This is a genomic window from Gloeothece verrucosa PCC 7822, assembly GCF_000147335.1.
GTDB classification, from domain to species: Bacteria; Cyanobacteriota; Cyanobacteriia; order Cyanobacteriales; family Microcystaceae; genus Gloeothece; species Gloeothece verrucosa.
Map to the genome: position 1 here is coordinate 5,379,918 of NC_014501.1, position 15,208 is coordinate 5,395,125.

The 15,208-nt window shown below is 38.5% G+C and carries 15 protein-coding genes; 1 reads left to right on the forward strand and 14 read right to left on the reverse strand.

The annotated features are described in order from the left end of the window. Positions 1 to 68: 68 nt before the first annotated feature. The 4 genes from CYAN7822_RS24130 to CYAN7822_RS24145 all read right to left on the reverse strand — a co-directional run bounded on the left by CYAN7822_RS24130 (position 69) and on the right by CYAN7822_RS24145 (position 2,430). Positions 69 to 737, reverse strand: coding sequence for a carbonic anhydrase (locus CYAN7822_RS24130; protein ID WP_216701629.1), 669 nt, complete (start codon positions 735 to 737; stop codon positions 69 to 71). A gap of 86 nt (positions 738 to 823) precedes the next feature. After that, entirely contained in the window at positions 824 to 1,138 is a 315-nt protein-coding gene (locus tag CYAN7822_RS24135; RefSeq protein ID WP_013324872.1) for a P-II family nitrogen regulator, read from the reverse strand. A gap of 20 nt (positions 1,139 to 1,158) precedes the next feature. Then, a complete protein-coding gene (locus CYAN7822_RS24140) occupies positions 1,159 to 1,452 on the reverse strand; it encodes a P-II family nitrogen regulator (protein WP_013324873.1) in 294 nt (97 codons plus the stop codon). Between the two features lie 3 nt (positions 1,453 to 1,455). Beyond that, positions 1,456 to 2,430, reverse strand: a complete 975-nt coding sequence (locus CYAN7822_RS24145) for a sodium-dependent bicarbonate transport family permease (protein WP_013324874.1) — start codon at positions 2,428 to 2,430, stop codon at positions 1,456 to 1,458. A 207-nt stretch (positions 2,431 to 2,637) separates the two neighbouring features. Between CYAN7822_RS24145 and ypfJ the strand changes: the two genes are divergently transcribed. Continuing rightward, on the forward strand, positions 2,638 to 3,501 hold the full coding sequence (ypfJ, locus tag CYAN7822_RS24150; RefSeq protein ID WP_013324875.1) for a KPN_02809 family neutral zinc metallopeptidase: 864 nt from the start codon (positions 2,638 to 2,640) through the stop codon (positions 3,499 to 3,501). 73 nt (positions 3,502 to 3,574) lie between these two features. Here ypfJ and CYAN7822_RS24155 read toward each other — a convergent pair whose 3' ends face one another. From CYAN7822_RS24155 to CYAN7822_RS24195, 10 genes are all read right to left on the reverse strand, one after another. Beyond that, positions 3,575 to 4,753, reverse strand: a complete 1,179-nt coding sequence (locus CYAN7822_RS24155; protein ID WP_013324876.1) for an RNA-guided endonuclease InsQ/TnpB family protein — start codon at positions 4,751 to 4,753, stop codon at positions 3,575 to 3,577. Positions 4,754 to 4,918: 165 nt separating this feature from the next. Further along, positions 4,919 to 6,304, reverse strand: coding sequence for a sensor histidine kinase (locus CYAN7822_RS24160; RefSeq protein ID WP_013324877.1), 1,386 nt, complete (start codon positions 6,302 to 6,304; stop codon positions 4,919 to 4,921). A 5-nt stretch (positions 6,305 to 6,309) separates the two neighbouring features. Next, the gene (locus CYAN7822_RS24165) at positions 6,310 to 6,987 is read right to left on the reverse strand and encodes a response regulator transcription factor (RefSeq protein WP_013324878.1); all 678 of its coding nucleotides are present in this window, start codon (positions 6,985 to 6,987) and stop codon (positions 6,310 to 6,312) included. A gap of 179 nt (positions 6,988 to 7,166) precedes the next feature. Continuing rightward, entirely contained in the window at positions 7,167 to 7,973 is an 807-nt protein-coding gene (locus CYAN7822_RS24170) for a carbonic anhydrase (protein ID WP_013324879.1), read from the reverse strand. A gap of 209 nt (positions 7,974 to 8,182) precedes the next feature. Further along, on the reverse strand, positions 8,183 to 8,983 hold the full coding sequence (locus CYAN7822_RS24175) for a carbonic anhydrase (protein ID WP_013324880.1): 801 nt from the start codon (positions 8,981 to 8,983) through the stop codon (positions 8,183 to 8,185). 268 nt (positions 8,984 to 9,251) lie between these two features. Next, positions 9,252 to 11,324, reverse strand: a complete 2,073-nt coding sequence (locus CYAN7822_RS24180) for an AAA family ATPase (protein ID WP_013324881.1) — start codon at positions 11,322 to 11,324, stop codon at positions 9,252 to 9,254. Then, complete coding sequence (locus tag CYAN7822_RS38735; protein WP_013324882.1) at positions 11,321 to 11,494, reverse strand: hypothetical protein; 174 nt, start codon at positions 11,492 to 11,494, stop codon at positions 11,321 to 11,323. The genes CYAN7822_RS24180 and CYAN7822_RS38735 overlap by 4 nt, the downstream gene beginning before the upstream one ends. A 6-nt stretch (positions 11,495 to 11,500) precedes the next feature. Beyond that, positions 11,501 to 12,133, reverse strand: a complete 633-nt coding sequence (locus CYAN7822_RS24185) for a Uma2 family endonuclease (protein ID WP_013324883.1) — start codon at positions 12,131 to 12,133, stop codon at positions 11,501 to 11,503. Positions 12,134 to 12,274: 141 nt separating this feature from the next. Then, positions 12,275 to 13,237 carry a hydroxymethylbilane synthase gene (gene hemC / locus CYAN7822_RS24190; protein WP_013324884.1) on the reverse strand — a complete coding sequence of 321 codons (963 nt, stop codon included), beginning with the start codon at positions 13,235 to 13,237 and terminating at the stop codon, positions 12,275 to 12,277. Positions 13,238 to 13,548: 311 nt separating this feature from the next. Then, positions 13,549 to 15,156 carry a 2-isopropylmalate synthase gene (locus tag CYAN7822_RS24195; protein WP_013324885.1) on the reverse strand — a complete coding sequence of 536 codons (1,608 nt, stop codon included), beginning with the start codon at positions 15,154 to 15,156 and terminating at the stop codon, positions 13,549 to 13,551. Positions 15,157 to 15,208: the final 52 nt, after the last annotated feature.

The following is a 15,208-nucleotide window of genomic DNA, read 5'->3' on the forward strand; positions in this document are numbered from 1 at the left end:
AATTTTGCTAAAAAAATGTTGAGAAAAATCACCCTATTTTGACTAGATTTACTCCGAGAAATACCGACTTAATTAGGTTGTAAAGTCGCCAAGGGATCGGGAACAGGGAAAGCTTCTGAACGCAGTATAACAAATTTACTTTGTTGAGCATCATAAGCAAAAATATTTCCTGTTTCTATTTCATAAAGCCAAGCATGAAGAGACAATTTATTACTATGTAATTTAGAACGAATAACCGGATAGGTTTCTAAATTTTCTATTTGAGTTAAAATGTTTTCTTCAATGGCAATTCTTAACAATTTTTCTCCATCATAGTCTTGATAATTTTCTCGTAATAGACGGCGAGTTGACTCAGCATGATATTTTAGCCAGTCATAAACTAATGGCATCTCATCCACTAAATTAGGTAACTGTAATAGTCCTTTCATACTGCCACAGTGGGAGTGTCCACAGACAATAATATGTTTGATATTTAAGGCAGAGACAGCATACTCAATTCCTGCACCTTCACTATTATTATTATTTCCATGAGGAGGAATAATATTACCAAGATTGCGAATAATAAAGAGTTCTCCGGGTTGAGTTTGAGTTAATAAATTCGGATCAATTCTCGAGTCAGAACAAGTGATAAAGAGGATTTCAGGTGCTTGTCCTTGAGATAACTGACGAAACATTTCCTGATGAACAGAAAAATAGTTGATTTGAAATTCGTTCAATCCTCGAATAATTCGCTTAATTGGCATAGAAGAATCCTTGTGGTTCAGATCAAGTTGTGGTGCTGTCATTTAAGGCCTCACTTTAAGTGTCTTGAAAGAACATTTTTCTAATGGCTAACCCATTTAGCATCAGCAACTAGGCAGACTCCGCCGACTTTTTTTAGTAGAGGTTTGAGGTTTTCTACCAACGTATTAAGCTGTCTATCATTGGTGCATACCGTCAGAATATATTGACCACTAAAAACACAGTCAACATCTGAACAAGATAGGCCACGATCTCCTTTTCCTGATGTATCTTCTATGATGGTATAACCAGAAACTTGAACCTGATCTAAAATTTTAATTGCTTCTTGGATGTGAAAACTACTAATGATGATTTCAACTCTTTTGACATCCTGTAGTAGAGTATTGTAATAGTCCATATTGTGCTTGAGTTAGTTTTTTAATGAATTACCCAGTTAGCATCACTCACTAAACAGATACCGCCGATCTTTTTCAGTAAGGGTAACAGTTCATCAATGAGGTCATTCAATTGTTTATCATTGGTACAGACTGTCATGATATAACTGTTGCTGAATGTCGCTCCTAAATCGTTATAACTTATGCCGCGTTCCCCTTTTCCTGATGTATTTTTGATGGCCGTATAACCTGAGACTCGCACCGTATCTAATATATCTAAAACCTCCTCCATTTCTAAGGTACTGATGATAATTTCGACCTTTTTAACTTGTTGCATTTTTTAAACTCCAAGCTTATGAATAATTTCTAGATAGAGGGGAATTCCCACAACAATATTGAAGGGAAAAGTTAAGGCTAAAGCCATAGAAACATAAAGACTAGGATTTGCTTCGGGTACGGTCATCCGCATGGCAGCAGGCACAGCAATATAGGAAGCACTGGCGCATAAAACCGCAAATAATAAGCTATTTCCTTCCCCAAATCCTAACAGTTTGGCAATTAAAATACCGACGATAGCATTCATGACGGGAACGATGACTGAAAAGCCGATTAAGAAAGAGCCGGTTTTACTCAGTTCTCTAATTCTTCGTGCGGCTACTAATCCCATATCGAGTAAAAAGAAAGTCAAAGCGCCATAAAAAATTCCTTGGGTAAAAGGTTGGAGTTTTTCCCATCCTTTCTCACCCGTTAGCATCCCAACAACGACGCTACCAATTAATAGAAAAACTGAGCCATTGAGGAAAGCTTCGCGCATGACTTCTTTCCAAGAAAATTCCCCATCTTCCTCTTTTTTAGCCGCAAACACTCTCACCAAAATTAATCCTACAATAATAGCCGGTGATTCCATTAATGCTAAAGCCGCTACCATGTGTCCGCCATAGCTAATATGAAGTTTTTCTAGAAATGAACTTGCGGTAATGAAAGTAACTGCACTAATAGAACCATAAGCAGCCGCTATGGCAGCCGCATTATAATTGTCTAGTCTAACTCTAAGAATAAAAAAAGTATAAACAGGCACAATACAAGCCATGAGAATCGCGGCAATTAAAGTGGTAGCGACTTGAGTATTGAAACCACTTTCTGATAATTCATAGCCTCCTTTAAAGCCAATGGCTAAAAGTAAATAGAGGGAAAATAGTTTAGGTAAGGGTTGGGGAATTTCTAAATCCGATTTTAAAAAAACTGCTAACATCCCCAAGAAAAAGAATAACACCGGCGGGTTGAGTATATTAAAGAGAATTAGGCTTCCATCCATAGATATATTTTTTTTCGTTCCTTCGGTATATTTTTCTATCGTTATTAACGATACTTTACAATACTTAAGAAAGTGATGAGAAAACTCTAAGAAAATTCTTAAATATTAGGTTCCGTAAATTTCTATCTTTAGGGTTTGGTAGCCAATGAAAATACTTAAGTAATATTTGGGTGTTTATGAAAAAAGTTTATATATTAGGAGTTAACTATGCGCTGGCAACTGGGTCGTCGCAGTGAAAATGTTGAGGATAGGCGGGGAATGAGCGCCCCTGTGGTGGGTGGAGGAATTGGGGCTATTGTGTTAGCTTTAGTGGCGATGTTTTTAGGGGTTGACCCGAGTATTATTCTAGACCAAGGTACAGGAAGCGGGGATAATTCTAATAGTTCTTACCCTCCTTCTCAACAGACTGCCACTGAAAAACAGGAGGCTGATTTTGTTTCTGTAGTGCTTGCAGATACCGAGGATACTTGGCATGATATATTCCGTAGGATGGGAAGAACATATACTGACCCTAAATTAGTGCTATTTCGGGGTAGCGTTGAGTCAGCTTGCGGTTATGCTAAAGCGGCGATGGGGCCTTTTTACTGTCCTAGCGATCAAAAAGTTTATATTGATTTGAGTTTTTACCAACAGCTAAAAAACCAACTGAACGCACCAGGAGATTTTGCTCAAGCGTATGTGATCGCTCATGAAGTGGGACATCATGTTCAAAATTTATTAGGAATTTCCGAAAAAGTTCAATCAGTGCGTTCTCAGGTGAGCGAACAACAAGCGAATCAACTGTCTGTAAAATTAGAATTACAGGCCGACTGTTTGGCAGGGGTTTGGGCTTATCATGCTCAACAAACCCGTCAAATTTTAGAACCCGGTGATACTGAAGAAGCGCTCAATGCCGCCAGTCAAATTGGGGATGATCGCTTACAGGAGCGAGCTAGAGGTTATGTGGTTCCGGATTCATTTACTCATGGAAGTTCGGCCCAAAGAGTTACTTGGTTTAATCGCGGATTGAAAACCGGTGATATGGGTTACTGCAATACTTTCGCTGCTTTAGGAAACTTAGACAAACCTTGACAGATTTGATGTTCCTTTCTTGCTTCAACCAGGGGAGACGGCTCCTATCCTGTCCGACAAGCGTAACTTCAGGTCAAGCCAACCTTACTTTATTGACAGGGGCATTTTTCAAGTTAATACTAGCATTTAAGTCCCTATCAATTTGACTATTACAAATTTGGCAATCAAATACCCTTTGAGATAACTTAATCGGTTGTTGGTGTCCACAACTTGAACAAGTTTTACTTGAGGGATACCATCTATCTACTATTTCTACTTGGGTAGAGTAGAACTTTTGCTTGTATTCTAACTGTCTTCTAAACTCATAAAATCCTTGATTAGCTACAGCTTCCGATAGCTTACAATTGGCTAACATTCCAGAAACATTTAAGTCTTCTATCCTAAGTCTGGAGTTTTCTCGACTAATATCGGTTGTAGTCTTATGAAGAAAATCTTTCCTTATATTAGAAACTCGGGAATGTTTTTTGGCTAATTGTCTATAGTAGAGCTTGGCTCTATTAGAAGCTTTAATCTTTTTCTTTCTATTGCCTAATTGTTTGTTTCTATTTGCCCATTGAAATTGACTTAGCTTGGTTTTCGCCTCTTTTAAAGTCTTGGGCATTTCATACACTTTTCCTGTACTTAATGTGGCAAACGCCTTAACGCCTAGATCTATACCTACTAATTCATTTTTCTGAATAATTGGGGGAATTTTCTCGGCATCAATAGTAAATGAAACATACCATTTATGGGAAGAACGACTAATAGTAAAAGTTTGACTAGAGCAAGTGAAGAGTAATTCTTCTTTCAGCCTAAACGTCCCTAAACCGGGTATGATTATCTTTTTTCCTGCTTGAATTACTTGACGATTAGAGAAAGGAAGCATTGCTCTCCCCTTACTTGGATAAATACCTGAACTTTTATAAACCGTGAAAGAATCACCGTCTTTCTTGGCTTTTAAAACCGGCAATTTTCCCAATCCTTTACGATAGCGACTCATAGCCTTTCCTAAATTGTTTAAGGCTGACTGATAAATCGTAGATGGATATTTCTTCATCCATTTATATTTATCATTCGCCATCACGTGATTTGTTAAAATCTTTTTAATTGCTGCTAATCTTGAGCCATCACCGACTTTTATTCCTTCAAATGACCAAGAAGATTTGATTAGGTCTAATCCGTAGTTATAGACTAACCTGGCATAACCAGCACAACCAGCTAAGTAAGAACGTTCAATATTATTCAATTTTAGCTCTAACTTAATGGCGTACATATCTTTTTGGCTTGTCAGATTCAGACCCCGCTCTTAAGGGCGGGGTTTATATATTATATATTATACCACTTCCATCCGAATAAAAAAGAGTTAAGCTTTGTCTATAATTGTGAAGTAAAGTCAAGGAAATATGATTCTTAAGAAAGCTCAAAATAATCTCTAAAATCAAACTTTCAAAGGCAGAGAAACGGTAAAAGTAGTAGTCTGATTAACCTCACTTTCTACTGTAATTGTACCCTTATGTAAACGAACAATCTCATAAGCGATGGCTAGTCCTAACCCAGTTCCTCCTGTATGACGAGAGCGATCAGCCTCTACGCGATAAAAGCGCTTAAATAGATGAGGGAGGTTTTCTGGGGCAATTCCTTTACCGCTATTGCTAACCCTAATATAGACTTGCTCAGCTTGTGGTTGCGCCTTTACTGTCACTTTACCGCCATCAGGAGTATATTTAATGGCATTATCTAGCAAATTGAGAAACACATTGGTTAAATAGTCGGCATTGCCGGCAATCATTAATTCTGGTTCTATATTGTCTGTTAACAAAATATTGCGCGGTTCTGCCATCATTTGGAACTGTTCAACCAAAATACTCAACAGTTCACTTAAATCTATCTGTTGAAACTGTATAGTTTCTTGTTCAAGGCGGGTTAAAAATAATAACCCATTGGCTAAACGAATCAGACGATCAACTTCATACTCCAAAGCTTGTAAAGTGGCTTGATACTCCTCTGGGGTGCGGTTTTGACTTAAAGTGACACCAATTCGCCCTTTAATCACCGCTAGAGGGGTGCGTAACTCGTGAGAAGCATCTGCTGTAAAGCGCCGTTCATGTTCAAAAGCCGCACTCAAGCGGTCCAACATTCGATCTAAAGTCATCGCCAAGCGTCCTACTTCGTCAAATGATCCTGCATAACCAATGCGGCGAGTAATATCATCAGGATTGATCGCTTGTGCTGTGCGAATGATATTATCAATAGGCCGCAATGCCCGATCAGCTAAAAACAGCCCTCCTAATCCGGCCAAGAACAAGATTAAAGGATAACTGAGCAACATTAAAGTCAGTAAATGTTCAGAGGCTTCTTTTAGAGGTTCAAGAGATTGAGCAACTTGTAATAATCCTCGCCCTTTTGATAAGATTATCGGCTGATTGTAAACTCGCCATATCCCTGAATCATAAATAAAATTACTGTAACCTTTTTGCCCAGGTACGGGGGCAGGAAATTCTTGATATTCGCCAAAACCATCGACTATTTTCCCCGTTGAGGTAATCAGGCGCACTGCGTACCCTGCCTGTTTTAAATTTGAAGCGATCTTTTGTGAACTGTTATTTTTTTTGAGAACCGGCGGTTCGTTATCGAGAATGAGGGTATTTAATATTTCTGAGGCAGTAATATTTAAGTTTCTATCTACCTGACTCTGAAGGCTATATTTTAATTGTAAATACAAGTAACTGCTAAAAGCGGCTAGAGTACACCCAAGCAGAATGATGTACCATCCCGTTAAGCGTACCCGTAAACTAATTTTTTCTAATCTCAACCAATTAGCCATTAGTTTTAGCTGCCTTCTGCCTTCATACAATAGCCTACGCCTCGCACTGTATGTAACAGAGGCCGTTGAAACCCTCGGTCTATTTTGCGCCTGAGATAGCCCACATAGACATCAACTACATTAGAATTGCTATAAAAATCCAGGTTCCAAACCTGCTCACCGATTTGAGTCCGAGTTAATACCTGGTTACAATTACGTAATAAGTATTCTAAAAGTTTAAATTCTAAAGGACTCAGATCAATGAGCTTGTCGCCTCGTTTCACTTCTCGGGTGACAAGGTCCATCGTCAAGTCTCCTAATGCCAAAACTGTATTGAATTGAAGGGGAGGGCGACGTTGTAAAGCCCTGATACGGGCGAGTAATTCTGAAAAGGCGAAGGGTTTAACCATATAATCATCAGCCCCCTGATTTAAGCCTTTGACCCGATCTTCTACGCTATCTCGCGCAGTCAGCAGTAAAATCGGTACAGAGACTTTTTTCGCGCGAATCTCTCCTAATAATTTCAAGCCATCAATTTTGGGGAGCATGATGTCTAAGATAATGATGTCATATTCCACCGCATCAACATAATTTTTGCCTTGTTGTCCGTCAGGGGCGATATCTACCACATAGCCTGTTTCTTTTAACCCTTGACTGATAAATTGAGCAATCCCTGGTTCATCCTCGACTAAGAGTATCCGCATCTTGGTTGTTCCATCGTTTCCTTTTCTGCATTGTAGAACATCAGGGTTGCTCTTTGTTCAATAAAGGAAGGGAATAGGGAACAGGGAATAGGGAATAGGGAACAGGGGACAGGGAACAGGGGAAAGGGAACACCCGATCCCTGGGAAAATTTTAATTAGGCAAGAGGAAAGAGTGAATACTACTCTTGTGTGATCACAATTTTATGCTGATCAAGCGGCTGTACTGGTCTAGCGTTTAACTGATAGATTTGTCTAAATTGTTTAATCTGCTCGGCGGAAAGTTGAATGGGTTGCTTAAAGACAAACCAATTCACGCCTTCAGTACAAGGAGGGGTGGTTAAAGAGCCGATATATTTATAATAAGATTGCTCTTTCGGAATAAAATCTATAGCATTAATCGTCACATTAGGAATTTTCTTTTTCCCTTGTTCTAGAGAAATATATGGCCATATTTTCTCAATTATAGGGTGTTTTTCATCTTGTTCAATTAATATCCCTACTACAGCTATTTCTTTGTTTTGATTTTTATGCACTAAATGGAGTTCCATAGGCTTCACTGTTCCTTTAATAGTATGTTCACTAGGAGCATGAAAGTGAAACTGCTTTAATTCATATTCTTTATTGCCAATGGTAACTGTACTTCCTGAAGCATACTCGACTTCGATAGTATGACCGTTATTGATAATCGTTAACGGTGTATCTTGATAATTAAAAACCAGATTACTCCCTTCTTCGGGAATTGCTGAACTCAAATTAATGGGGGATTGCGTTTTACCGTTTGAACAAGTGACAAAACATTGACTGAGTTCTCCCCAGCGAGCAGGTCTTTGATCGCCACTATAATTCCAAATAATTTCTTTTTTATCGGTTTCAGTAGTGCTTTTATCGGCTTCAGTAGTGCTATCACACGGTTGAATTTGGGGATTGACGAATGCTAGGTTAGTCAGCATCATCAGTAATGTAGCAATAAGAGCTAGTGTATTCATTTGATTAAATAGAACTAGGGAATTTTTTGAGAATTTATCGGCAAATTGCTTTAATGCAACCTCTAAACTCTATAAATTAAATTCTAGTTGATTTTTATTAACCCCCTCAAGAATTTTTGTAGATTTTAATCCATTTAAACTCGGCTTAACCAAAGGATAACTCACCCGATGGTGAGATCGCTTTAAGGAGACTAAAAGGCGAGGGAGTGTCAATATTCTCTGATCACAATTTCACGCTGATTAAGCGGCTGTACTGGTCTAGCGTTTAACTGATAGATTTGTGTAAATTGTTGAATCTGTTGAGGAGAAACTTTAAGGGGAGTCTTAAAAACAAACCAATTTACGCCTTCCGTGCAGGGAGGGGTGGTTAAAGAGCCGATATAGTTATAGTAAGATTGATCTACAGGAATAAAGTCTTTAGCATTAATGATCACATTGGCAAAGTTTTTTTCGCCTTGCTCTGGAGAAATATATTGCCAGATTTTTTTAATTAGAGGATGTTCTTGACCTTGTTGAATTAATATCCCTATCACAGCTATTTCTCCTTCTTCATTTTTATGCACTAGATGGAGTTCCATTTTAGCCACTTTCTTATTAATGGTATGTTCACTGGGAGTATGAAAGTGAAACTGCATTAATTCATAGTCTTTATCGCCAATAATTACTCGACTTCCTTTAGCATAATTTATTTGGATAGTATGACCATTATTGACAATATTTAAAGGCGTATTTTGATAATTAAAAACTAGATTAGGCGATTTTTCTCGAGTGCCTGATTCAAAATTAATCGGGGATTGGTTTTGACCTTTTGAACAGATGGCAAAATCTGGGCTGAGTGCCGCCCAATGATGGGGGTTTTCTTCGCCGCTATAACTCCAGTGCGGAACGAGTTCTGCACCCCAATGAATTTTCGGATTTGCTAAAGCTAGGTTAGCCACAAGACTCAGGAATATTACAGCAATAATTAATATTCCATAACCTTGTAATTTTCCATAGGTTTTATTGTTCATAATTTTTCCCATAAATTAGAGTAACTTCAACTCAGAATTAAGGTTAATTTCCTTATTTTTTTTATTTTTAAATTTATTAATAATAGCGGTTTTTGCAGCACTTATATAGATTAAATATATAATATTAAAAAACTCTTTAAGTTAAAGTAGCTATTTTTACGAAAAAAAATCTTGAAATTTGATAAGAGATGCTCAAAATACAATTCATCTGGAGCTTACTATATTTTCTGAGCCAAAAGCAAGATTATTATCTGGAGGAATATTTAGACTACGAATCCCCATCTTTTACCTCAATAATTTCTGTATATTCAAACTCATTTTGACTCCGTTTAACTAAAGGATATTTAACCCCATCTAATTCAATAGAATCCTCTTCACAATCCGGTTTAGGAGAATGATAAACCAGTACATATTGTTTACCAATATAATTAGCCATTTCTTGTTCGACTTCTACCCGCCATTGAGTTTTAGTTACTAAGACAATTAACTGATTGGCTAACTGAGGAATAGACTTAGCAACCTGCCGCCGATAAATTTCATCTAAACTGCCAAAAGGAGAATCCATTACTATTGGAAAAGTGCTACTATCTAACCCCATTAAAGTATTTTTTTGACTCCATTCTCTCACTCGGTCTATAATGCCGCCAATAAAAGATAAACTGAGAATTTGATTCTCGCCTGTAGAAGCCGCTACCGGCACCGCAACCCCCGAAGTATTTTCTACTAATCTCAGGTCATAATCATTACTAATTCTCGGCAAATAAGGCGTAAAGGAAATCGAGCTAAAAATTTCTTGTACTCGTTTTTCTAAAGAGTAACGGAATTGAACCTCTAAGCGTTTTCTGACTTCAGTAATACGATCAATTGCCTCTTGAGTTGCTGTAATTCTTCGCTGGACTAAGGCTTGTTTTTCTTCTCTGACTTTATGTTTTTCAATTTGTTTATTGAGGGATTCTATGTCTTTTTCTATCAGTTCTAGTTGATGTTTATTGGCTCCTTGTTCTAAGGTCAATTCTTTGAGAGAGTATTCGAGTTCATCGAGACGAGTTTGTAAGTTTTTAATATCTTCATCGGGATCATGTCTAAATTTATTACTAATTTCGTCTAGTTGGTTTTCAACTTGAGATAATTCTAAACGCCACTGATGAATTTTAGCTTGGTTATCATCTATCTCTTGCCAAAAATTCTGGCTTTGTTTTTCTAATTCTCTTACCTGTGAACAAGCGCGGATGGCGGCTTCTTCTACCTCAGCTATGCCGGCTTTATTCATCCAATTTTGTACCTCTTGGTAAGCGTCGCTTTCTTGATGCAGTTCGTTCCCACAAATACAGCGTTGTCTTTCTAGTAATTGTTGAACAAACTGCTGTTTTATGCCGCTTGGGAGTTCTCCTTTTTGTCTTAAGTCCCCGATTAATTCATCAAATTGAGAGATAGCACCAGTCAGTAAAACGGTATATCCTCGACTGGAAATTAATTGTTTTATTTTGTTTCTTGCTTCAACTAAGTTTTGACGGAGAGTGGTTTCCTGTTTTTCTAGTTGGGTTTTCAGTTGTTTTAATTCCTCTGCGCCGCTTAACTCGAGTAACCTTTGAGAAACGAGTTTTTTTAACTCTTCCTGTTGTGCCAGTTGTTGAATAATGTATTGTTGACGTTCCTGTATTTTATCCCTTTCTTTTTCCTGTTGATTTTGCTGCTTGAGCAATTTTTTTATGTCTGATTCCCCGATAGATTTTAATTCATCTTGTAAAGTCTTCTTGGCTTTTTTTAAATGGTCTATAGAGCGGTCTAAAACTTTAACCCCTAATAATTCTTTGGTATCCTCAGCAATTTTCTTTTTATCACTACTGCGAAAAATGTGATCGATATGTTCGCCGTCAAAAAAGAAATATTGATGTAAACTTTCTGGTAAAATATTGTTAATAATATCATCGGGTTGTTCGAGGGGATGATACCAAGAACCATTATCACCAGCAATTAACATAAAAAACTGATTTTGACTATATTGTACTTTTCCGTCTTTATCCCGGCAGGCATAACATCTCCGTTTAAGATGATAGCGTTTGCTTTCATGTTCAAAATAAATCTCTACGCAACATTCCACCGATGTACCAATATTGACTTCATTAATGGCTCGTTTATTAATCAATAAATCTGGGGAAGAAAAAGCCGCCGTAAATTTTTCGTAGAGTACCCAAGTAAATCCATTTAGAATTGTGGTTTTACCGGCTCCGTTATTCCCATGTATAATGGTGGTATTCTGGGAACCAGAAGCTAAAATTATTTCGGGTGTTTTCCCATAAAATTGACGAAAGTTATAGAATTTAATTGATAATAGCTTCATTGAATCGATTCTTTTATTATCGTTAAAATATCATCATTAATATTGCGGAAATTTTTTTGATAGAGTTTGTCTTTTTCTAATTTTAAAACTCTTTCAATGATTTGACGAACTTCAGGCGATGCTGTGGTTATCGGTTCTTGAACACTGTTAATATTATAGTCATTAGTCATGGGTCATTAGTCATTAGTGTAATTTGATTGTTGGCCAAGGGCTGCACGAAAAGCTAAAATAGCTTCTAAAGGACTCGGTTGTGCGGCATAATAAACTAATAAGTTTAAATCTAATTCTGGGAATAGCTCACTCTTGGCAATTTGTTCATAGTTTTCTTCTCGTAAATGATAAACATCAATTTTATTATTCCTCCAAAACCAAACTTCTTTGACTCCCAGTCTTTGATATACCGCTAACTTATTGATTCCGCCGCTACTAACAACAACTTCTATCGCTAAATCGGGAAATTCTTTTTCAGTTCCGATACAATAACACTCATCGGGTTCTGTTCCCCCTCGTTTTTGTTCTTGACGAAAAGTCGTTGAACCTAGTCCCCAAAAGGGTATTCTTTTTTCTTCTAAATAAATTTCTAACAAGCGGCTAATATTCTTTTTATCAAATTCATGACGACGACTAGGGGACATAATTTCTAAGGTTCCATCTAAATAAGTAACCCGATAAGCTAAACTATCCCCCAGTTTCTCTAATAAGTTCTCATACTCTTCCCAAGTTACGCCATCAGTAATAAATCTTTCTTCAGGGTCTTCAGCTTGTATTGCCAGTTCGCTGGTTAAGTCTTCAATTAATATTGATGTCATCTCTTATTTCCCCTAAAAGTCTGTAATTCTTAGTTTACTCAAAAAATTCTTCAGATGACTGGCTTAAATAGTTTTTTTATGGGTAACGTTGGGTTTAACAATTGTGAAACCCAACCTATACTTAACTGAACTGTTAACTGTTTACTCTCTATTAATTTGGGCAAAAATTTCGGCTAGAATTTCCCCAGCACCAGCGTTACGCATCCGGATAGCAAGTTCTTGTCCTAATTGATCAGCATCACTCGCTTTACCGGTGATACTATCTTTAATCAGTTTTTGCCCATCTAAACTGGCTACCATTCCTGTTAAAGTCAGGGTATCTCCTTCTACTGAAGTATTAACACCAATAGGAACTTGACATCCTCCTTCTAATTCCCGTAAAAATGCTCGTTCTGCATAACAGCGATCGCGGGTGGCTTGATGTTCTAGCACTTTCAATAAGTCTAATACTTCAACATCGTCAGCGCGACATTCAATTCCTAAAGCGCCTTGACCGACTGCATGAAGAGAAATCTCTGAGGGGATAATTTGATGAATACGATCACTCATACCTAAGCGAGTTAACCCGGCTACTGCAAGGATAATGGCATCATATTCTCCGGCATCGAGTTTACTCAGTCTAGTATTTACGTTACCCCGTACATCTTTAAAGGTTAGATGAGGGAAATGATGCCGCAGTTGTGCTAACCGCCGTAGCGAAGATGTACCAATGACTGCACCTTCGGGTAAGGTGTCTAACTGCTTGTCTTTGTGTTTTTCATTAACGACTAACCCGTCTGCCGGATCGACTCTTTCGGTTACACAGCCTAAAATTAAGCCGCTAGGTAAATTCGTGGGTAAGTCTTTGAGGGAATGGACAGCTAGATCAATCTGATGATCGATCATGCCTACTTCTAATTCTTTAGTAAATAGTCCCTTATCCCCGATCTTAGCCAAGGCGACATCGAGAATTTTATCTCCTTGGGTACTCATAGTTTCAACATCAAACTGCCTATCGGGGTAGTGTTTTTGTAATTCTCCTTGTACCCAGTAAGTTTGAACTAAGGCTAACTGGCTTTTGCGTGAACCGATGCGGACAGTGCGAGTAGGACTAGAAACGACCATAGTGTGTGTGTGATCAACAAAACATTGATATGGGGACTCAATCTAGGGTATCGCAGTGCTAGACCAGTTTTGATCACTTGCTTGGTTTTGCTCGTAAATAGTTACATCTCGTAATATTTGAGGGTGTTAGAGGAGCCATCTATTTAGTATTTTTATACTAAGCAATTCATTCCACATTCTTTTAAAACGCCCGCGCCCGCAGGCTTCAATATTTTATGTTTGTTATTAATAAAAAATTTAGCCCGCGCAGGCGGGCTTGGTTCGTATAGCCTAACCCTGAAGGGTTAGGGCGTTTTAGAAATAACCCTCAATTATGATGCTGTAACAGCCGCTTGTTCTTTTTGGGTTTTTTCTTGTTCTAGGGCAACATAAAGACGGTTAAGAGCGCTAATATAAGCCCGTGCCGAAGCAACGATAATATCAGTATTAGCGGCATGACCCGAGAAAGTTCGGTTTTCGTATTTCAGACGAATGGTGACTTCTCCCATTGCATCAATGCCTTCTGTGACTGACTTAACCGAAAATTCAATCAACTGGTTAGGAACATTAACCACTCGGTTAATCGCTTTATAAACCGCATCTACGGGTCCGGTTCCAATAGCCGCATCCATTAATTCTTCGCCGTTGGGACCTTTTAAGATCACGGTTGCTGTTGGACGGGCCTGATCGCCACATGACACTTGTACTAATTCGAGACGGAAGATTTCTGGGGCAACATGAATTTCATCATTGACGATGGCTTCTAAGTCCCAGTCAGTAATTTCTTTGCGCTTGTCTGCCACTTCTTTAAAGCGTACAAAGGCTTTATTTAGCTCAGTTTCCGTCAATTCAAAGCCTAATTCTTTTAGACGAGTGCCGAAAGCATTACGCCCTGAGAGTTTCCCGAGGACAATTTGATTATTGGTTAACCCGATAGACTCAGCGTCCATAATTTCGTAGGTTAATTTATTTTTTAGCACGCCATCCTGATGAATACCGGATTCATGAGCGAAAGCATTAGCGCCGACAATTGCCTTATTCGGTTGTACCGCCATCCCGGTGAGACTGGAAACTAAACGGGATGTTTTGTAGATTTCTTTGGTATTGATATTGGTTAGGGGTTCAGTGGAGTCTGCTGGTCGTCCTAAGAAAGGATTGTAATAGGAGCGGCGTACATGAAGCGCCATCACTAATTCTTCTAAGGCGGCGTTGCCGGCTCGTTCTCCTATGCCGTTAATAGTACATTCTAACTGTCTGGCTCCATTTTTAACGGCTTCAAGGAAGTTAGCCACCGCTAACCCTAAATCATTATGTCCATGAACCGAGATAATAGCATTGTCTATGTTAGGAACATTTTCTTTGATGCCGCGAATCAATTGACCAAATTCAGAGGGAGTTAAATAGCCTACGGTATCGGGAATATTAACGGTAGTTGCTCCGGCTGCTATGGCTCTTTCTAATACTTGATACAAAAATTCTGGGTCACTACGGCCTGCATCTTCTGGGGAAAATTCTACATCATCTACAAAAGACTTCGCATAAGCCACCATTTCTGGGACGATTTCTAGGACTTCTTGACGAGTCTTTTTGAGTTTATAGGCCAAGTGAATATCGGAGGTAGCCAAAAAGGTATGAATGCGGGGTTTAGCGGCGGGTTTGAGGGCTTCTGCGGCTTTAGTGATATCTTGTCGAGTGGCTCTTGCCAAGCCGCAAATTGTGGGGCCTCCTTGGACTCCTACTACTTTAGCGATTTTTTGTACAGCTTCAAAATCTCCGGGACTTGCGTAAGGAAAACCCGCTTCTATGACATCTACTCCCAGTCGTGCCAGTGCGCGAGCAACGGTTAGCTTCTCATCAACATTCAGGGTTGCTCCCGGGGACTGTTCCCCATCTCGGAGAGTGGTATCGAAGATGATAACGCGATCGGGTTGTTTACTCATAGCTCAAATACAATTGCACAAACTGGGATTGTTTATGTAGTTTATTATATCT